22 protein-coding genes are annotated in these 20622 nt (G+C 35.9%); 18 read left to right on the top strand and 4 right to left on the bottom strand.

Translation table 11 applies throughout. The features are described 5' to 3' along the window. Window positions 1–54: 54 nt before the first annotated feature. Together ACP5P5_RS04570 and ACP5P5_RS04565 are read right to left on the bottom strand one after the other, a co-directional pair. Complete coding sequence (locus ACP5P5_RS04570; RefSeq protein ID WP_428284927.1) at window positions 55–483, bottom strand: single-stranded DNA-binding protein; 429 nt, start codon at window positions 481–483, stop codon at window positions 55–57. A 144-nt stretch (window positions 484–627) separates the two neighbouring features. Then, window positions 628–1029 (bottom strand): hypothetical protein, encoded by a 402-nt coding sequence (locus tag ACP5P5_RS04565; protein ID WP_428284926.1) that lies wholly within the window; start codon window positions 1027–1029, stop codon window positions 628–630. 147 nt (window positions 1030–1176) lie between these two features. On the opposite strand from ACP5P5_RS04565, the gene ACP5P5_RS04560 reads away from it, so the two are divergent. Next, on the top strand, window positions 1177–1554 hold the full coding sequence (locus ACP5P5_RS04560; RefSeq protein ID WP_428284925.1) for a hypothetical protein: 378 nt from the start codon (window positions 1177–1179) through the stop codon (window positions 1552–1554). Window positions 1555–1651: 97 nt separating this feature from the next. On the opposite strand, the gene hisS is transcribed toward ACP5P5_RS04560, so the two are convergent. Further along, window positions 1652–3034, bottom strand: coding sequence for a histidine--tRNA ligase (hisS, locus tag ACP5P5_RS04555; protein WP_428284924.1), 1383 nt, complete (start codon window positions 3032–3034; stop codon window positions 1652–1654). Between the two features lie 15 nt (window positions 3035–3049). Then, window positions 3050–3511, bottom strand: coding sequence for a low molecular weight protein-tyrosine-phosphatase (locus tag ACP5P5_RS04550; RefSeq protein ID WP_428284923.1), 462 nt, complete (start codon window positions 3509–3511; stop codon window positions 3050–3052). A gap of 302 nt (window positions 3512–3813) precedes the next feature. On the opposite strand from ACP5P5_RS04550, the gene ACP5P5_RS04545 reads away from it, so the two are divergent. The 17 genes from ACP5P5_RS04545 to ACP5P5_RS04465 all read left to right on the top strand — a co-directional run bounded on the left by ACP5P5_RS04545 (window position 3814) and on the right by ACP5P5_RS04465 (window position 20573). Next, complete coding sequence (locus ACP5P5_RS04545; protein WP_111293680.1) at window positions 3814–4047, top strand: hypothetical protein; 234 nt, start codon at window positions 3814–3816, stop codon at window positions 4045–4047. A gap of 11 nt (window positions 4048–4058) precedes the next feature. Beyond that, window positions 4059–4970 (top strand): PstS family phosphate ABC transporter substrate-binding protein, encoded by a 912-nt coding sequence (locus tag ACP5P5_RS04540; protein WP_428284922.1) that lies wholly within the window; start codon window positions 4059–4061, stop codon window positions 4968–4970. 24 nt (window positions 4971–4994) lie between these two features. Then, window positions 4995–6740: a hypothetical protein gene (locus ACP5P5_RS04535; RefSeq protein ID WP_428284921.1), complete on the top strand. Its 1746-nt coding sequence runs from the start codon at window positions 4995–4997 to the stop codon at window positions 6738–6740. 271 nt (window positions 6741–7011) lie between these two features. After that, window positions 7012–8187 (top strand): esterase, encoded by a 1176-nt coding sequence (locus tag ACP5P5_RS04530; RefSeq protein ID WP_428284920.1) that lies wholly within the window; start codon window positions 7012–7014, stop codon window positions 8185–8187. 267 nt (window positions 8188–8454) lie between these two features. Then, window positions 8455–8859 carry an NADH-quinone oxidoreductase subunit A gene (locus tag ACP5P5_RS04525; protein ID WP_428284919.1) on the top strand — a complete coding sequence of 135 codons (405 nt, stop codon included), beginning with the start codon at window positions 8455–8457 and terminating at the stop codon, window positions 8857–8859. Window positions 8860–8994: 135 nt separating this feature from the next. Then, window positions 8995–9582 carry an NADH-quinone oxidoreductase subunit B gene (locus tag ACP5P5_RS04520; RefSeq protein WP_428284918.1) on the top strand — a complete coding sequence of 196 codons (588 nt, stop codon included), beginning with the start codon at window positions 8995–8997 and terminating at the stop codon, window positions 9580–9582. A 47-nt stretch (window positions 9583–9629) separates the two neighbouring features. Next, window positions 9630–10148 carry an NADH-quinone oxidoreductase subunit C gene (locus ACP5P5_RS04515; protein WP_428284917.1) on the top strand — a complete coding sequence of 173 codons (519 nt, stop codon included), beginning with the start codon at window positions 9630–9632 and terminating at the stop codon, window positions 10146–10148. Between the two features lie 56 nt (window positions 10149–10204). Beyond that, window positions 10205–11446, top strand: coding sequence for an NADH-quinone oxidoreductase subunit D (locus tag ACP5P5_RS04510; RefSeq protein ID WP_428284916.1), 1242 nt, complete (start codon window positions 10205–10207; stop codon window positions 11444–11446). 25 nt (window positions 11447–11471) lie between these two features. Continuing rightward, window positions 11472–11972 carry an NADH-quinone oxidoreductase subunit NuoE gene (gene nuoE / locus ACP5P5_RS04505; protein ID WP_428284915.1) on the top strand — a complete coding sequence of 167 codons (501 nt, stop codon included), beginning with the start codon at window positions 11472–11474 and terminating at the stop codon, window positions 11970–11972. Window positions 11973–12005: 33 nt separating this feature from the next. After that, window positions 12006–13364, top strand: a complete 1359-nt coding sequence (gene nuoF / locus ACP5P5_RS04500; RefSeq protein ID WP_428284914.1) for an NADH-quinone oxidoreductase subunit NuoF — start codon at window positions 12006–12008, stop codon at window positions 13362–13364. A gap of 41 nt (window positions 13365–13405) precedes the next feature. Continuing rightward, complete coding sequence (locus ACP5P5_RS04495; protein ID WP_428284913.1) at window positions 13406–14506, top strand: 2Fe-2S iron-sulfur cluster-binding protein; 1101 nt, start codon at window positions 13406–13408, stop codon at window positions 14504–14506. Between the two features lie 13 nt (window positions 14507–14519). Beyond that, entirely contained in the window at window positions 14520–15572 is a 1053-nt protein-coding gene (gene nuoH / locus ACP5P5_RS04490; RefSeq protein WP_428284912.1) for an NADH-quinone oxidoreductase subunit NuoH, read from the top strand. Window positions 15573–15673: 101 nt separating this feature from the next. Continuing rightward, on the top strand, window positions 15674–16207 hold the full coding sequence (nuoI, locus tag ACP5P5_RS04485; protein ID WP_428284911.1) for an NADH-quinone oxidoreductase subunit NuoI: 534 nt from the start codon (window positions 15674–15676) through the stop codon (window positions 16205–16207). A 62-nt stretch (window positions 16208–16269) separates the two neighbouring features. Further along, window positions 16270–16773: an NADH-quinone oxidoreductase subunit J family protein gene (locus ACP5P5_RS04480; RefSeq protein WP_428284910.1), complete on the top strand. Its 504-nt coding sequence runs from the start codon at window positions 16270–16272 to the stop codon at window positions 16771–16773. A gap of 35 nt (window positions 16774–16808) precedes the next feature. Beyond that, window positions 16809–17144 carry an NADH-quinone oxidoreductase subunit NuoK gene (nuoK, locus tag ACP5P5_RS04475; RefSeq protein ID WP_111293693.1) on the top strand — a complete coding sequence of 112 codons (336 nt, stop codon included), beginning with the start codon at window positions 16809–16811 and terminating at the stop codon, window positions 17142–17144. A 61-nt stretch (window positions 17145–17205) separates the two neighbouring features. Next, entirely contained in the window at window positions 17206–19113 is a 1908-nt protein-coding gene (gene nuoL, locus ACP5P5_RS04470) for an NADH-quinone oxidoreductase subunit L (RefSeq protein WP_428284909.1), read from the top strand. Window positions 19114–19136: 23 nt separating this feature from the next. Next, window positions 19137–20573, top strand: coding sequence for a complex I subunit 4 family protein (locus ACP5P5_RS04465; RefSeq protein WP_428284908.1), 1437 nt, complete (start codon window positions 19137–19139; stop codon window positions 20571–20573). Window positions 20574–20622: the final 49 nt, after the last annotated feature.

The raw sequence follows: 20622 nt of genomic DNA, 5'->3' as shown, positions 1-20622 counted from the left end.
AAAAAAATGCATCACTTCCTCTTTTACAAAAGTATTGTTTTTCAGTTTGTAAAATTAATAGGGCATATTTTCATCCGAATCTATGATGGGTGGAACATCATCTCCATTAAAACTATTGGTATTGTCTGCATTATGGGCATTATGGCCCTCGGCACGTTTATCTAACATAATTAAATTATCGCCAACTACTTCTGTAGCGAATTTTTTATTACCCTCTTTATCTTCCCAACTGCGGGTTCTTAAACGGCCTTCTACATAAATAAGGCTACCTTTATGTAAGTATTTTTGGGCTAAATCGGCTAAGCCACGCCATAATACTATGGTGTGCCATTCAGTTTGCGATACTAATTTGCCATTCCGGTCTTTATAAGTTTCGGTGGTGGCTAAGGGAAATTTTGCTACACCAATGTTTCCATCTAACACTTGTAAATCCGGGTCTTTACCCAAATTGCCAATGAGCATTACTCTATTAACGCCTCTCATACAATGATATATTTTTCGTAAGTGTAATAGTTTTTTCTGTTCCCGTTGTCAATATCGAACAGATTAAAATTAATCAATTATTTAGTTTATTGAAATTTAAATGCTGTTAATTTTTTTCACATTTTATAGCAAATGATGATTAGGCTACTGGTAGTAGGTCTCGTCAAGGTAGAATAAACCATCGGCATGTTGCCAATACCAGAATTTCTTTTTGTAAATACAGTAAGTACCTTTTAATGATTGCCGGGCATAGGCCGGTGATACATAAATGATTCTGGGGGGAATGGTATTAAACCTGTAGAGCAGGTTTTTGCGTTGATTGGGGGTAAAAGCACGGGCTATTGTAGTATAATTTGCTTTTTGTGCTACGGGTGTGGGTAATTGGTTTTTGGGCGTACGAATGTTGCCCATACCATCTACTACAATAAAGGCAACCGGAGCGGGGTTGGTAGTTGCAGTGATGTTTTTGGTTGGCTGAACCTTATGCGAACAGCTTTGTAACCAATAAAGCAGTAATATTAGACCTAATATGCGAGCAACTTTCATAGTTCATTTTTGTTACAACTTTAAAAAATCATGCCATAATTGACGATTGGTGATTGAACTGGTAAAAGCCTTAGCAATTACTTTACAATTAATTTTTACCGAAAGATTTTAACTTGTTGGGTAAAATCGTAATTTACCGCTAAAAAAATGAAAGCATTTGTATTCATTCTGTTATTTGTTGGGTCTACATTTTTTGTATCAAAAGCACAAACCCAGCCATCTACTGCAACTACTGATACTACATTTAAAGAATTAATTGGAAAATATACTTTTCCTGATGGAAGTGCAGTGGAGAAAGTGGAGGTGATATTAGACAGTACAGGGCTAAGTATGACTTCAGACGTAGGTACTTCTGTATTACAGCAATTAGGAAAAGATTCCTTTGCGTTAGTATCATTTCAAGGGGTTGTTGTATTTAAACGCGATGAAAATAATAAAATTAAAGCGGTTATTATTGATGCTATGGGTTACCATTTAGAAGGTAAGAAAGAAGAAGTTGCCGTTGTTTCAGGACCGAGTGTATAGCTTACTTTATTTAATTTTTTTCTTGAACATTCTGTATTCTGTAATAAAAAAGCGGCTTCTTAAAATTGAAGTCGCTTTTTTACATTGGTTTTGTTAATTATAAACTTGTGTTTAATTCATTTAGGTAATTGAGTAATTCGTTTTGCGCAATAGTTTCTTGACGGCCTGATTTTAATTGTTTAATGGTGCAAGTAGCATCTTCCAATTCTTTACTACCTATAATAATAATAATAGGAATACCTTTTCTTTCCGCATATTTAAACTGCTTATCTAATTTGCTTGATTCGTGATATATTTCCCCGCTAATTTCTTGTTCACGTAAGCTTTGCAACAGTTCAAAAGCACGATTGCTTTCTTTTTGTCCCAAATTAAAAAACAAAACCATACTACCACTACTAATTTGCGGCGGGAAAAGATTGCAACCTTCCAGTACGTCATAAATTCTATCTACGCCAAATGAAATTCCTACACCGGGCATATTAGGAACGCCAAATAATTCCGTTAAATTGTCGTAGCGTCCGCCGCCTCCAATACTTCCTATGGCAAAATTGTTGGCTTTTACCTCAAATATGGTGCCCGTATAATAATTTAAACCTCTTGCTAAAGTAACATCTATTTCTAACGGTAGTGTATTGTTGCTTTGTTGATGTGCTAAAATATATTCCATTTCTTCAATGCCTTGCTTTCCCAAAGGGATATGTGCAATTGTACTATGCAGCGCTTTAATTTTTTCTTGGTTATTACCTTGTATGGATAAAAATTTTGAAATAATTTCAATTTGAGACGTTGTTAACTGCCTTTGTTGTAATTCTTCTTTTACCTTTTCAATACCAATTTTATCCAGCTTATCAATAGCTACAGTAATATCAATAAGCTTTTCAGCTCCACCACATAATTCTGCAAGGGCGGCTAAAATTTTTCTATTGTTTATTTTTATAGTAACGGGTAAGTTTAACAATCTAAAAACATGCGCATATAAATGCGCCAATTCAACTTCATTAAGTAAAGAAGTACTTCCAACAATATCGGCATCGCATTGATAAAATTCTCTGTATCTGCCTTTTTGCGGTCTATCTGCACGCCATACCGGCTGCATTTGGTATCGTTTAAATGGGAATGTTAGCAGTCCATGGTTCATGGCAACATAGCGGGCAAAGGGAATGGTAAGGTCATAACGTAGTGCCCTTTCTGTAATTTGTTTGGTCAATTTTCCCTCTAAAACTTTATTAAATGCCTCTGTTACTTCTGGTTTCTTGGCAGGATTATCTAATCCATTATTTAAAATTTTGAAAATTAATTTGTCGCCTTCTTCACCATATTTGCCCATTAAGGTATCTATGTTTTCCATAGCGGGTGTTTCAAGCGGTTCAAAACCGTAAAGTTGAAAAGCTTTGCGAATGGTATTGAAAATATAATTGCGCTTATATATAGTGGAGGCGTTAAAATCGCGGGTGCCTTGTGGCAGGGTAGGTTTGTTCATATAAGTTATTTATAATTATTTGTTGCTGTATTTTTCAATGATGGCATCAGTAGCAGCATCTAACATTTGATATACTTTTAGAAAATCAGTTTCAGTACCAAACCAGGGGTCCGGAACTTCCGTTTGGGTGTTAGGGAATAGCACATGCATAATTAAGTCTGTTTTTTGTGCTTCAAAATGTTTTTTGCTAATTTGTGCTATTGCTTTGTAATTATCGTTGTCCATTGCATAAATCAAATCATAGATCAACATATCATTTGCTACAAACTGCCGCGCTTTGTGTTGGCTTATATCAATTCCATGCATTAAGGCCACTTTTTGCGAAAGTATATGAGGCGCTTCACCAATATGGTAATTTCCGGTTCCGGCACTATTCACTTCCCAATTTAAACCGGCCGCTTTTGCTTTGTGTTGCAAAATTCCTTCTGCTAATGGGCTTCTGCAAATATTTCCTAAACAAACCATTAATATCTTCATAGGTGCAAATATACATGCACTGCCAGTTTTGATTTTTTAAACAATTTAGTGTATACACCCTTGGAATTAGGTTTTGAAAGCCTATTTCAATAAAAAAAGCCAACAAATGTGAAGTTATTTTTAACAAAATATATTTTGTGGAATTTATGTTTAATGGCTTCTTATACAAGTAAAATCGGGCATTTTATGGACATTAAAACCGTCTCTTAAAATTTTCTTAGAAAATTCTTATAGGTTTTTAATGCTTCTCAAAGAAATTATTCTATAAATTGCCCAACCCATATAATAATAAAAGTCATTTAATGGAGCAACCAGTTCGAGAAAAGCGTAGAAAAAACTTTATCATTTTAAGTTCGGTTCGCGATATTTTTATGGCTTTATTGTACATAGGAATGGCAATAATTTTGTTTGGCGGTAAACATTGGGAAATACCCCAAATTATAGCTTTAGGAGATGTGTTTTGTTATTTTTTAGGTTCAGTATGTTTATTGTATGGTGGCTTTAGAATGTATAGAGGCATTAAGAAAATGTATTAAGCAAGATGTTCATGAATAGGATTGTATGCGGCTTGTTAGGTTTAAGTTTGTTATGGGGTGCTTGTCAGCAGCCGCAAAATGAACATGTAATTACTGATACGCCTTCAAATGGTACCATACATATAAGTGTTGATGAAAGTTTTCAGCCTGTAATTGAGCAGCAAATTAAAGTATATGAATCATCTTACCCTAATGCACATATTATTGCAAAATATGAACCCGAGGTTGATTGTTTTAAAGATTTAATGAGCGATAGTACCCGCATGATTATTGTTGCACGTGGTTTAAATAAACAAGAAGATGCTTTCTATTTAAATAAATTAGGCTTTAAACCATTGTTTGGTATTATGGCTTTTGATGGTGTTGCTATTATTGTAAATCAAAATAATCCGGATAGTGTTTTTACTTTAAATGATTTAAAAGCCATTCTTTCGGGCCAAAAAAATATTCCGGTAGTAATGGATGGTACCAATGCAACAAGTACCGTTCGCTATTTACAAGATACCATATTGCATGGAGCACCTTTTGGTAAAAATGTAATGGCAACAGGTGGAAGCGATTCAGTGGTATCAGTAATTAAACAAAGAAATGATGCAATTGGTTTTGTTGGAATTAGTTGGGTGGGTAACCCTAACGAACCCAAACAAGTAGCCAACTTAAAAAAAATAAGATTAGGATTGGTTGAATGCACAGCCTGTGGTGAAAAAGATGTATTTGTAAAACCATCGCAGGCAAGTATTACCTACGGGCAGTACCCGTTAACCCGACCTATTTATTATATTTTAAAAGAAAATGCAGTAGCATTAGGTACCGGATTTAAAAATTTTATGACTTTAGAACGTGGCCAATTAATATTTAGAAGCGGTGGCTTAGCACCGGCAAAAATGGATTTGGTAAACAGAAAAAGTCAAATTGAGGAGTAAACACAACCACTATAAACTTAAAGCATGATGAAGAAAACAATTACTTTGCTAGTAGCAGCCTTTTTGGTTGTAAATGGCCTGGTGGCCCAATCAATGGCCGACGGAATTAATGATTTAAACTCATCGTTTAAAGTACAATCCGCTATTGATATTTTAAAGAAAATTTACGATAGTAAACCCAAAGATCCACAAGCTATTTATTGGTACGGACAGGCTTTAATTGGCGGAAATGATGTAACTAAAACACAAATGGAGGCTGCAAAAGCCGTTTATCAAAAGGCATTAACCGATGGTGTTAATGAACCGCTAATTTGGGTTGGTGCTGCACATATTGATTTATTAGAAGGTGGTGATTTGAATGCTGCTAAGCAAAAATTTGAGCAAGCTATTACTGCTACTACTCCTACTAAAGGAAGACACAAGGGCGAACCCAGTGTTGAAATTTTAGAAGCCATTGGCCGTGCTAATGCCGATGGGGGTAGTAAAGTAGGAGATCCTCAATATGGTATTGATAAATTGAAACAAGCAGCGGCTCTTGACCCCAAAAATTCAATGGTTTATATATACATGGGTATATGCTACCTAAAATTAGGTGGTGAAAATGGGGGTGAAGCTGTAAAAGCATTTGAACAAGCAGCCACAATTGATCCCAAAAACGTTTTGGCTTATTACCGAATTGGAATGGTTTATTTAAGCCAGAACAATGAAGATGCACTAATGCCTGCTTTTGGAAAAGCTATTGATGCAGATCCAACTTTCCCCGATACTTATTTGGCTTTATTTGAGTTTTATAAGAATAAAAATGTAGATATGGCCAAAACCAACTTGGATAAGTTTATTAAATATGCTGATAAAGATCCACAAAACGACTTTTATTTAGCTGATTACTTATATCAAGCAGGTAAGTACCAAGAATCATTAGCCAAAGAAAAAGAAATTCAGCAGTCATTAGGAGGTACAACTAACCAATTGCCCGGACTGAATTTGTTATACGCCTACAACTATTACAAATTAGGCGATTCTATTCAAGCCAAACAAAACATTGATACTTATTTTAAATTAGAGCCAACCGATAAAGTTAAACCTGCTGATTATGAATTAGCAGTAAAAATTTATTCTAAGTTTCCGGAAAGTGCTACTGATGCAGTAAAATATATTGATGCAGCTATTCAAAGCGACACTTCAAAAGTGAACAAAATTAATTACATGACACAAGCTGCTGATTTATTTGCAAAAGCCAAAAATTATAAAGAACAATTGAACTGGCTGTTAAAGGCACAAGCTTTAAAAGGTACTTGGAGTGAATACGATTATTACAATATTTCTAACGTAGCATACCAGGCAGCAGATTATCCTAAAGTAATGGAAGTGGCCGCCAATTATATAAAAGCATTCCCTGACAAACCACAAGGTTATTACTTCAATGTAATGGCTGCTAAAGCTTTAGATACAACCACTAATCCGGGTATTGCCATCCCTGCCTTGCAACAGCAAATTGATTATTTAATGAAGGATAGTGTTAAAAATCAGCGCTTCATTGTAATTGATTATTATTACATGATGGGATACTATAATGACCGTGCTAAAGATTATGCTAAGGCTTTAGATGTTTGTGATAAAATTTTGGCTTTAATTCCTAATGACCCGGACATGTTAAAAATCAGATCAGTAATTGAAAAAAATATGAAGGATAATTTGAAATTCCAAAAATCGGCTACAGATAGCTCAGGCTCAAAAGATGCTGCTGCAGCAGGTGGAACCAAAAATTAACATTCACTAAATACACAATTTTTAAGGGACAGTTTATCTGTCCCTTATGTTTTTATTTGGTTCAAGCGATTTATTTTTTTTCGTAGTTCTGCTTGTATTTATTAAAAAATTCATCTTCTCTCTTTGTATAAGTTTCAAATAAACTTGGGCCGTTTATCTCAATAAGTTATAGCATGGTTGTGTTTCCTTTATTTGATATTAATTAAAAAAATACCAAGTTGATAATGTGCGTACGAAAATCCTGTAAATTTATTGTATTAATATTTTTTATATGAAAAAATACTTATTGCTAATTGCACTATGCATTTCAATGATAGGAAAGGGTTTGTCACAACAAAATATTTTTCGTACTTCCAACATTATTTCTCCCGAAATAAATGCTAATCATACAGTAACATTTCGCTTATTAGCGCCTGAAGCAAAAGCAATTACGATTACAGGTGATTGGCTTCCAATGCAAGGTTATATGCGAACCCCGGCGCCTTTGGTAAAAGGTGATAGCGGAATATGGACCTATACATCGCCTGTTTTGCCATCTGATTTGTATAGTTATACCTTGAATGTTGATGGCGTAAAAAGTATTGATCCCAATAATGCATATGTTTTGCGTGATGTAGCTAATATTTTCAGCTTTTTTATTGTGGGTGGTGGCAAAGGAAATGATTTCATGGTGAATGAAGTACCCCATGGAACAGTTAGCCATCGTTGGTACTCATCGCCCGGTAATAAAATGACCAGAAGAATAACCATATACACTCCTCCAGGTTATGAAAATAGTAATGAAAAATACCCGGTTTTATATCTATTACATGGTATTGGCGGTGATGAAGATGCTTGGGGTGGCTTAGGCCGAACCCCAGAAATTATGGATAACTTAATAGCACAGAAAAAAGCTGTACCTATGATTGTTGTAATGCCCAATGGCAATGTGTCTCAGGAAGCTGCACCCGGCGAAGGGAGTGAGGGTATGGTGAAACCTTCTTTTATGCTGCCGCATACAATGGATGGAAAATTTGAGGAAACCTTTCCCGATATCATGAAATTTGTTGAAAGCAACTATCGTGTAAAGGCAAACAAAGAAAATAAAGCAATCGCAGGATTATCTATGGGTGGCTTCCATACTGCCTTTATTTCTCGTTATTATCCTAACACATTTGACTATGTAGGATTATTTTCACCAGCATTAAATGTAAAGCCTGAGCAAGCAGAGGCAACACCGGTATATCAAAATATTGATCAAAAATTGCAACAACAAATGCACAATGGGTATAAGTTGTATTGGATTGCCATTGGTAAAGATGATTTCTTATATAAAAATGTGGAAGACTACCGGAAAAAGCTGGATGGTATGGGAATGAAATATGAGTACATGGAAAGTACAGGTGGCCATACATGGACTAATTGGCGTGATTATTTGCTGGTATTTGCTCAAAAATTGTTTAAGTGATGCCCTATAGCCACTTAATAGCAATTTTTTACTAGCAAAGCTATGTGTACAATTAAAGGCATTGTTTTTTATAATGATGCAACTCCTTCTAACTTCTGCGTGAATGCACATTGGGCAAATGATTCCATGAAAACTCATCGTGCTACATAAACTTGCCCTTTCATTCAAAAAATAAACTTATAAATCGCTGAATATTATAAAAACTGCAAAAGAATAATGAACGTATTAAATAGACTATCGTATTTTTGCAGCACATTTTAGAAGGTTATGACAGGTTTATACACGCTTCTCCAAATTAATCAGCTCAATAACACAGCTGAAAACTACTTTCCGATTGGTGTACAAATTATTTTTGCTATTGGTTTTGTAGCCACCATGATAGGTTTAAGTGCCTTTGTAGGTCCAAAGCGCAAAACAAGCGACAAGTTAGAAAACTTTTCCAGTGGTATTGCCAGTCATGGTAATGCTAGGCAACCTATGGCTGTGAAATACTTTTTAATTGCCATTTTATTTGTTTTGTTTGATGTGGAAGTCATTTTCTTTTATCCTTATGCTGTAAACTTTAAATTTTTAGGTTGGGCAGGTTTTTGGGAAATTGTATTATTTGTTATTTTGTTCCTAATCGGCTTTATTTATATAATAAAAAAAGGTGCCCTTAATTGGGAAGATTAATTATAGTTGCTATTTCAACTGAATGCTCGTTGAAGTGTTATATTAAAGGAATGGGAGAATATCCCAGGTTCCAAAAAAAATGACGAAAACCATAAGTTTTCGTCTGTATTTAGTTAATAATTTAATTTTTTAGGTATGCGTCCGGTACGTTTTAATATTCATCCAAAACAAGGTGAGCCCAACAAATCTATTTTAATGACCGAAGCGCCGGAAGGCTATAGTGGCCAAGGCTTCTTTACAACTAAATTAAGTGATGTTGTAGGGTTAGCACGCAAAAATTCTTTATGGCCATTGCCTTTTGCAACTTCTTGTTGTGGTATTGAATTTATGGCTACAATGGGGTCGCATTATGATTTAGCTCGATTCGGCGCTGAAAGGGTAGGTTTTTCACCCCGCCAGTGTGATTTATTAATGGTAATGGGTACCATAGCCAAAAAAATGGCACCAGTACTAAGGCAAGTTTATTTGCAAATGGCCGAGCCACGTTGGGTATTAAGTGTTGGCGCATGTGCCAGCAGTGGGGGTATATTTGATACTTACAGTGTTTTGCAAGGTATCGACCAAATTATTCCGGTAGATGTATATGTTCCGGGTTGCCCTCCTCGCCCCGAAGCTATTTTAGATGGTTTCATGAAAATACAAGAGTTGGTGGGTAAAGAAAGCATTCGTCGTCGTAATAGTCCACAATACACAGCTTTATTAGAAAGTTACGGTATTCAATAATTTTAAATTCATTATTACACGACAAGTAGTAAAAGAATCAATCAGTTATGGCATTAACCAACGAAATAATTCAACAGCAATTAACCGAAAAGTTCGGCGAACAAGTGTATAATTTTGAATCGCCCTTTGGTTTGCTAACTTTTCAATCTTCAAAAGAAATGAATTTAAAAGTACTGCAGTTTTTGTATGAAAACGAACAATTGCAGTTTACTTTTTTAACCGATTTATGTGCTGTACATTATCCTGACAATAAAGGTCGGGAATTAGCGGTTGTATACTTGTTGCATAATTTACGCGAAAACATTAGAGTTCGGTATAAAATTTTTACCGACATACAACAACCCGATATTTTTACCGCAACTAAATTGTTTGAAGCGGCTAATTGGATGGAAAGAGAAACCTATGATTTTTTTGGCGTAAACTTTATTGGGCATCCAAATTTAAAACGTGTTTTAAATGCAGACGAAATGGATTATTTCCCATTAAGAAAAGAATATCCATTAGAAGACCAAACCCGTATTGATAAAGATGATGCTATGTTTGGCCGCGGAGGTTCAATATTTTAAATCCAATTGGAAAAGCGGTTAGAAAAAACTGCCTTCTTCAATTTAATTAATATATTATGTTGGAAACAAAAGAAATGAAACCACACCATGTTAAACTACCCGATGGTTCCATTGAAAAATTAACTACCACCCTAAATTTAGGACCTACACACCCTGCAACACATGGTGTGTTTCAAAATATAATTGAATTAGACGGTGAAAGAATTGTTTCTGCCGAACAAACGGTGGGTTACATACATCGTGCTTTTGAAAAATTAGCCGAACGCAGACCACTTTATCAAATTACACCCATAACAGATAGGCTAAATTATTGCAGCAGCCCCATCAATAATATGGGTTGGCACATGACCTGCGAAAAATTGTTGGGCGTAAAAACACCCAAAAGGGTTGATTATTTGCGCATCATTATCATGGAATTGGCACGTATTTCTGACCACCTAATTTGTAATTCCATTGTTGGAGTTGATAGTGGGGCCTATACAGGGTTCTTATATGTAATGCAATATCGTGAACTGATTTATGAGATTTATGAGGAAGTTTGTGGTTCACGTTTAACTACTAATATTGGTCGTATTGGTGGCTTCGAACGTAATTTTTCCGATACGGCTTTTCAAAAAATAGAAAAATTTTTGCGTGAATATCCTAAAGTTTTAAAAGAATTTGAAAACCTTTTTACACGCAACCGTATATTCATGGATCGCCTACAAAACACCGGTGGTATAAGTGCCGAACGTGCATTAAATTATGGGTTTACCGGCCCTAATTTGCGTGCCGCAGGTGTTGATTATGATGTAAGAGTACATAGTCCATACAGTAGTTATGAAGATTTTGAATTTACTGTGCCCGTAGGTAGTACAGGTGATAATTACGATCGCTTTCTGGTTCGCAATGCTGAAATGTGGCAAAGCTTAAGTTTAATTGAGCAAGCTTACAGAAAAGTACAGGAATTTAAAGGCGCTGAAGCAGATGTATATCATGCTGATGCACCAGCTTATTATTTGCCCGAGAAGAAAGATGTGTATACCAAAATGGAGCAATTAATATGGCATTTTAAAATAATTATGGGTGAAACTGAAATTCCGAAAGGTGAGGTTTATCACAGTGTAGAAGGCGCAAATGGTGAATTAGGTTTTTATTTAATTAGCGATGGCGGAAGAACTCCTTATCGCTTACATTTTAGACGCCCAAGCTTCATTTATTATCAAGCTTACAGCGAACTTACTAAAGGAAGTATGTTAAGTGATGCCATTATAACCATGAGTAGCTTAAACCTAATTGCAGGTGAATTAGACGCATAAATAATAACTATAAAATTATATTGTAGTGGTACAATTTTCAGAACAGCAAATGCAAGAATTTAACCGACTGGTAAAACGTTATCCGGAAGGAAAACAAAAAAGTGCATTATTACCTGTGTTGCATTTGGCACAGGAAAGTTTCGGTGGTTGGCTAAGTGTTGAAACAATGGATTATGTTGCAAATTTGTTACACTTAGAACCCATAGAAGTTTATGAAGTTGCTACTTTTTATAGCATGTTTAATACACAGCCGGTAGGTAAGTATATGTTTGAAGTTTGCCAAACCGGGCCATGTATGCTAAATGGTAGCGACGATATAATTGCCTATATAAAAGAAAAATTAGGCATAAATATAGGAGAAACCACACCCGATGGTATGTTTACTTTAAAAACCGTTGAGTGTTTAGGTGCATGTGGATATGCGCCTATGATGCAATTAGGTAAACATTATCGCGAACATTTAACCAAAGAAAAAGTAGATGCCATTATTGAAGAATGCAGAAACAATGCTGCACGAAACAACTAATGGAATCATTCATTCACATTATTAGTAATACCAATGGGCGTAAAATTATTATTAGCAAAAGCGCATGTTGAAGGCATCAGAAATTATGATGTTTATAGACGCGAAGGTGGTTATCAATCAGTTGAAAAAGCCCTGAAAACCATGACTCCCGAGGCAATTGTTGAGGAAGTGAAAAAAAGCGGTTTAAGGGGGCGTGGAGGTGCCGGATTTCCTACTGGCATGAAGTGGAGTTTTATTGCCAAACCTGAAGGTGTACCCCGCCACTTAGTTTGTAATGCCGATGAAAGCGAACCCGGAACTTTTAAAGATCGCTATTTAATGGAACATATTCCACACCTTTTAATTGAAGGTTTAATTGTTTCATCATTCGCTTTGGGTTCTAATGATACATACATTTATATCCGCGGAGAATATGCTTGGATAGTAGATATTCTTGAAAAAGCAATTGCAGAAGCCCATCAAAACGGATGGTTAGGAAAAAATATTTTAGGCTCAGGTTTTGATTGTAATATACACGTTCAAAGAGGGGCGGGTGCCTATATTTGCGGGGAAGAAACGGCTTTACTTGAGTCGTTGGAAGGTAAGCGAGGCAACCCTCGTATTAAGCCACCTTTTCCTGCCATAAAAGGTTTATGGGAAAGACCCACCGTTGTCAATAATGTAGAATCATTAGCTGCAGTGGTGCCAATTATCAATATGGGTGGAGAAGAATATGCTAAAATTGGTGTTGGACGTTCAACAGGTACTAAATTAATATCTGCCTGTGGGAATATCAATAAACCAGGTGTATATGAGATAGACATGACTATTAGCGTTGAAGAATTCATATACAGCGATGAGTACTGTGGCGGTATAAAAAATGGCAAACGCTTAAAAGCTTGTATTCCCGGAGGCTCTTCAGTACCTATTTTGCCAGCTAATTTACTATTGAAGACTGCTAAAGGTGAAACTCGTTATATGAACTATGAAAGTTTAAGTGATGGGGGCTTTGCAACAGGCAGTATGATGGGAAGTGGTGGTTTTATTGTGTTAGATGAAGACCAATGTATTGTTAAGCATACTTATACATTAGCTCGTTTTTATCGTCATGAAAGTTGCGGACAATGTTCTCCCTGTCGTGAAGGCACCGGATGGATGGAAAAATTATTGTTGCGCTTAGATAAAGGGGAAGGTAAAATGAGTGACATTGATTTACTGTGGGAAATTCAGAGCAAAATTGAAGGAAATACAATTTGCCCTTTAGGTGATGCTGCTGCTTGGCCGGTAGCAGCTGCAATACGTCATTTCCGCGATGAGTTTGAATGGCATGTATTGCATCCTCACGAAGCCCAGGTGCGTAATTTTGGACTGGCCCACTATGCCGATCCACTTCAAGTACCTGCAGGTGCTTAATGCCAACAGGAATTAAATATTGAATATTTGAAATTTTAAATATGTCAGACGAAACTCTATTAAAAGTAACAATTGATAATATTACGGTAGAAGTGCCTGCCGGAACTACTATTTTGCAGGCAGCCCGTAAAATTGGCGGTGATGTTACACCTCCTGCTATGTGTTACTATAGTAAACTACAAGGTAGTGGAGGTAAATGCCGCACTTGTTTAGTAGAAGTAAGTAAAGGGTCTGAAAAAGATCCCCGACCAATGCCTAAATTGGTAGCCTCTTGCCGCACAACGGTTATGGATGGTATGGAAGTTAAAAATATTACCTCTCCACGTGTATTAGAAGCAAGAGCCGGGGTAGTAGAATTTTTATTGTTGAATCATCCTTTAGACTGTCCTATTTGCGACCAAGCAGGTGAATGTCATTTGCAAGACCTAAGCTATGAGCACGGTAAAGAAGGTAGCCGTTATGAGTTTCAAAAAAGAACTTTTAAAAAGGTTGATTTAGGAGAGTATATTCAATTGCACATGACACGTTGCATTTTGTGTTATCGTTGCGTATTTACTGCCGATCAGCTCTCCCCAAAAAGAGAGCATGGGGTATTAGACCGTGGCGATCATGCACAAATTGCTACATTCATTCAAAAAAACTTGCACAACGAATTTATCGGTAACGTTATTGATGTTTGCCCTGTTGGTGCTTTAACCGATAAAACATTTCGTTTTAAAAATAGGGTTTGGTTTACAAAGCCCGTAAATGCACATCGTCATTGCGATAAATGTTGTGGTGAAGTACAACTTTGGTTAAGAGGTGATGAAGTGTTCCGAGTTACTGCTCGTAAAGATGAATGGGGAGAAATTAAAGAGGCCTCAAATGGTAAAACCGGATGGATTTGTAATGATTGCCGTTTTGAAAAGAAAAATTTAGCTGACTGGATTATTGAAGGCCCAACCAATGTAAATCGCCATTCAGTTATTTCACAAAATAAATATGTTGGATTAGTAAAACCCACCGAAACATTCCCTAAAATTATGAGGGGCAGAAATCCAAAATTATTAATGGATATTCATTCGGTGAGTGAAGTAAACAAACCCAACATACATTTAAGCCAGTTAGAACGTCCGGCACATTCAACCGATTTTAACCAATAACACTTCAATCATCATGCATATGTTATTAAGTATAGACTGGATATTATTTTTGGAAAAACTTATTCTAATTGCCATTATCATTTTTGCAAGTTTGGGAATAGCATTGTATACCACTTTTGCAGAAAGAAAAGTTGCAGCTGCTTTACAGGACAGACCAGGGCCTAATCGGGCGGGTCCATTCGGGTTATTTCAACCCTTTGCAGATGGTTTGAAATTAATTATGAAGGAAGAAATAATACCTAACACATCTAATAAAATATTGTTCATTTTAGGTCCATTCCTTGCAATGACTGCTGCATTAATGACCAGTGCTGTAATACCTTGGAGTAGCGATGTACATTTGTTTGGTCGTATAATTCCTTTACAAATTGCAGATGTAAATATTGGCATTTTATACATTTTTGCCGTTGTGAGCTTGGGTGTATATGGCATAATGATTGGTGGATGGGCTTCAAATAATAAGTTCTCATTAATGGCTGCATTACGTGGAGCATCGCAAGCCATTAGTTATGAATTGGCCATGGGGTTAAGTTTAATAGCATTATTAATGACCACAGGAACCCTTCAATTAGGCGAAATTGTAAAACAACAAATGGCACCGGGCCATTGGTGGAATATTGTGTATCAACCACTCGGTTTTCTTATATTTTTAATTTGTGCTTTCGCTGAATGTAACAGAACGCCTTTCGATTTAGCAGAAGCCGAAAATGAATTAAACTTTGGATATCACCAGGAGTACTCATCCATGAAATTAGGGTTTTACCTGTTTTCAGAATATGTAAATATGTTTATTAGTAGTGTGGTAATGGCTACCCTTTATTTTGGTGGTTATGATGTTCCTTTTTTAAATGAAAGCCTTTTATCACCTAATGTTGCAGCAGTTATTGGGGTTATTGCACTATTAATTAAAGTAGTCATTTTCATTTTCTTCTTTATGTGGGTACGCTGGACAATTCCACGGTTTAGGTATGATCAGTTAATGAACTTGGGTTGGAAATCACTGGTGCCATTGGCTTTGTTTAATATGATTATTACGGGATTGTTCATATTGTGGTTTGGAAAATAAGCCACTATAAAATTGGCTATATAGCCTGAATAACTAATGATAAACTTGGATACTACTAACAATAAAAATAATTTTGTAAAACTTTAAACATCGGTAAAATCATGCAAGCACTTACCAATAGAGCACAAGCGGTTAACAGAGCACCGATGACATTCTGGGAAAGAATATACCTCGTGAATATTTTCAAGGGAATGTTAATCACTTTCAGTCATATTTTTAAGAAAAAACCAACCATACAATATCCCGAACAAAAGCGCCCCTTCAGTCCGGTATTCAGAGGGTTACATGTTTTAAACAGAGATGAAGAGGGAAGAGAACGTTGCACTGCCTGTGGCTTATGTGCAGTGGCTTGTCCTGCTGAAGCTATTACTATGGAAGCAGCTGAACGTTTACCCGGCGAAGAAAATTTATACCGCGAAGAAAAATATGCAGCTCGTTACGAAATAAATATGTTGCGTTGTATTTTCTGTGGCTTATGTGAAGAAGCTTGCCCGAAAGATGCAATCTATTTAAGCGAAACCTTTGCTCCTGCCAATTTTAATAGAAGCACTTTTATATACAGTAAAAAAGATTTATTAATACCCAACCCGGTAACTGAACCTGAAGCTTATGCTCAAGCAAAAGGTTTGAACTAAGCAGTATTACAAATTGAATGTAGCTTGGCTAATAAGTTATCGCTTAAAATAAAACCAACAAAATGAATGTTATACAAGTATTATTCTGGATTTTAAGTGCAATGGCATTAGTAAGTGCCTTAATGGTTTTATTGAGCAAAAATCCTGTGCATAGTGTACTTTGGTTGGTGGCTGTGTTTTTTGCCATTTCAGGTCATTACATATTATTGAATGCCCAATTCATTGCCATTGTTAATTTAATTGTTTATGCCGGTGCCATCATGGTTTTGTTTCTTTTTGTAATTATGTTAATGAACTTGAATAAAGACACTGAACCACAGAAAAACATTTGGATGAAATTAGCCGGTGCCATTTCTGCCGGATGCTTATTAATGATTTTAGTTTCATTAATAAAACAAGCACCCGAGTTACAAGCTAAAACAGCAATGATGAATGAAGGAAGTATTGGGTTAATTGCTAATCTTGGAAAAGCATTATTCAATACTTACGTAGTGCCATTTGAAATTAGTAGCATATTGTTTTTAAGTGCAATGGTAGGTGCGGTAGTAATAGGGAAAAAAGATTAGTATTTAGTTTTATATTTAAACAACCAACTAAGGTTATGCCTATACAGTATTACATTTATTTGAGTCTTGCACTGTTTTGCATTGGTATTGCCGGTGTATTAACTCGCCGAAATGCTATTATCATTTTCATGAGTGTAGAGTTAATGTTGAATGCAGTAAATCTGCTTTTAGTAGCTTTTTCAAAAATGCACCATGCAGTTGCAACAGCTGTTGATAAAGTAAATAACGTAGGGACTGATGGTCAAATTTTTGTATTTTTTGTAATGGTAGTGGCTGCGGCAGAAGTAAGTGTGGGCTTGGCTATTATTGTTATGATGTATAGAAATGCACATTCAGTAGATGTGAATTTTTTAAACAGATTAAAAAATTAAAATATTCAAATATAAGCACAACGCTATACCCTTGTTGTAAGCCATGCTTTAAATAAATATTATGAGCCAATTAGTTTACTTAGTACCATTACTGCCACTGGCCGGATTTTTAATCAATGGCCTGCTTCGCAAATCATTATCAAAACAGGCAGTTAGCATAATAGGCTGTGGGGTTATTCTCATTGCTTTTTTAATTAGTTTGGGATTGTTTTTTCAAGTGAAAGCCAATGGCCCTATTATTCAAACTTATTTTAATTTCATTGATATTAAAGGCCTGAATATTCCGTTTTCATTTCAGGTGGATGCACTTTCTGTTTTATTCATGCTCATTATTACCGGTGTTGGTTTTCTTATACATGTGTATTCAACTTCTTACATGCATGAAGAAAATACTCCGCATTTCGCTCGTTATTTTTCTTTCCTAAACCTTTTTGTATTCTCCATGCTTTTATTAGTAATGGGTGGTAACTACCTTATTTTATTTTTAGGTTGGGAAGGAGTAGGTTTATGCTCGTATCTACTAATTGGATATTGGTTTAAGAATACTGATTATAATTATGCGGCCAAGAAAGCCTTTATTATGAACCGTATTGGTGATGTTGGTTTTTTATTAGGCATTTTTTGGTTGATTGCTAAATTGGGTACCTTAACCTATGGTAATGTATTCGCAGCTGCCGGCACTTTAAGTGCAGTAGATGTAACCGGAATAACCATTCTATTATTCATTGGTGCTACCGGTAAAAGTGCCCAAATACCTTTATATACTTGGTTGCCCGATGCCATGGCTGGTCCTACCCCTGTATCGGCTTTAATACATGCTGCAACCATGGTGACTGCCGGTGTTTACATGATTGCTCGTAGTAACATATTATACAGCATGAGTGTAGTTACAGAAAATGTAATTGCTATAATTGGTATAGCAACCGTATTATTGGCGGCTACTATAGCTATTAAACAAAACGATATTAAGAAAGTACTGGCTTATTCAACTGTTAGCCAGTTGGGTTATATGTTTTTGGGATTAGGTGTAGGTGCATACAACGGCGCTGTATTCCATGTAATGACACATGCCTTCTTTAAAGCACTTTTATTCTTAGGCGCAGGTTCGGTAATTCATGCCATGGGTAATGAGCAAGATATTCGTAAAATGGGCGGCTTACGTAAATACATGCCCATTACACACATAACTTTTTTACTGGGATGTTTAGCTATTTCGGGCATTCCACCTTTCAGTGGTTTCTTCTCAAAAGATGAAATTTTGGCTGCAGCTTATGCTAAAAATCCTGTTTTATGGGTATTGGGTGTGGCCGGTGCAGCACTAACTGCATTTTATATGTTCCGTTTGTATGCTACTACCTTTTTAGGTTCATTCAGAGGAACGCATGATCAGGAGCATCATTTACATGAAAGCCCTGCTGCTATTACATTGCCTTTAATAGCTTTGGCAATTTTAAGTGTTATTGGCGGATGGATTGGCATACCTGCAGTTATGATTCCCGATTCCAATGCTTTTCATCATTTTTTACAACCTGTTATTACTACTGAAGCCATTGCTGAAATGCCTCATGCAACTGAATGGTTGTTAATGGCCGTTTCTGTGGCAGTGGCTGCAATAGCTATCTTAATCGCCTTAGGTAAATTCACCAAACGTCCTGAATTAAATGAACCCCAGGGTTTGGGCGGCTTTTTAGCACATAAATGGTATATTGATGAATTGTATGATGTTGTTATTGTTAACCCGTTAAATGCATTAGCCGGTTTCTTTAAAAATGTTATAGAAAAAAGCGGTATTGATGGAATTGTGAATGGTGTTGGCCGTTTCATTTTATATTCATCAAGGCAGGTACGGTTAGTTCAAAGTGGCCAAGTGGGTAGTTACATTTTGTTTATGGTTTTGGCCATTATTGTATTGGTTTTAATTTGGATAAATGACGGATATATTTATATCTATTTAAGTAAAATATTTTAAAAAGCCACAGGCAAAATTTAGCTATGATTCCTTTTTTACTAATACTAGTTCCATTAATTGGCGGTCTAATTTCATTCTTATTAAAAGAAGACAGAGCTGCCAAAAGTTGGTCGTTATTAATTGCACTAATTACGTTAGCCATTTCTTTAAGTGGTATTTATTTTTTTAACAACGCCGATGCCTTAACCTTAGATTGGCCTTGGATGCCTGCATTAGGTACAAGCTTCAATTTACACATGGATGGCATGAGCAATATGCTTACTTTATTAACTGCTATTGGGTTGCCCGTAATTTTTGTTGCTATTTATAAAAATAAGTATGCTAAGTCGGGTAATTTTTATGCCGGTATGTTATTAACACAGGCAGGCATGATGGGCGTTTTTGTTGCAGCAGATGCTTTATTATTTTACTTTTTCTGGGAATTAGCTTTAATACCTGCTTATTTCTTGGCTTCTAATTGGGGTGGTGAAAAACGTGTTGCAGCTACGTTTAAGTTTTTTGTGTACACTTTCGTAGGTTCTTTACTCATGTTAATAGGTATATTTTACTTATACTTTCAAACACCGGGTAATCATTCTTTTTCAATTGATGCATTTTATCATTTGCATCTTAAAACCAGTCAACAATATTTCTTTTTCTGGTTATTTTTTATAGCATTTGCTATTAAAATGCCCATATTCCCTTTCCATACCTGGCAACCCGATGCTTACGAACAAGCATCAACTGGCGTTACAATGGTATTGAGTGCTTTAATGGTGAAAATGGGTGTGTACGCTACCATTCGTTGGTTAGTACCTGTATTTCCACAAGCAACAAATTATTTTTCAATGCTTATTATCATTCTTTCTGTAATAGGCATGTTGTATACTTCCTTAATTGCAATACGGCAAGATGATGTTAAACGTGTAATTGCCTATTCTTCCATTGCCCACATAGGTTTAATGTGTGCTGCTATTTTTGCTCAAAAGCAGGCAGGATGGAATGGCGTGATGGTACAAATGTTTAACCACGGTATTGTTGTGCTGGGCTTGTGGATTGTAGCCGATGCTATTGAACAACAAATTGGTACCCGTAAATTAAGTGAAATGGGAGGGATGGCACAAAAAGCACCTGAATTGGCATTATTATTTGTTATAATGGCTTTAGCTAATGTTGCACTACCCTTAACCAATAGCTTTATAGGTGAGTTTTTAATGTTTAATGGATTGTTTCAATACAATGTTGTTATTGCCATTTTTGCATTAATTACCATTATATTAACTGCTGTTTATACACTAAACACAGTGCAAAAAATTTTTTATGGAGAATTGGTAAGCACCACAAATAATGCAATTGATGCCGGTTTGAATGTGCGTTTAATATTATGGGTTTTGGTGATTGTCATTTTCTTCTTTGGCATTTATCCTGAACCTATGATACACCTTACCAATGATACAGTGAATGCATTGTTGGCAAAATAATAAAATGACAATACTGGTTTGAATAGTGCAAGTATGAGTTTTGATTTGA

Origin of the sequence: Hydrotalea sp., assembly GCF_049968455.1 — a bacterium.
Lineage (GTDB): Bacteria > Bacteroidota > Bacteroidia > Chitinophagales > Chitinophagaceae > Hydrotalea.
The sequence above is the reverse complement of the archived record's forward strand: the minus strand, read 5'-3'. Positions and strand labels throughout refer to the sequence as shown.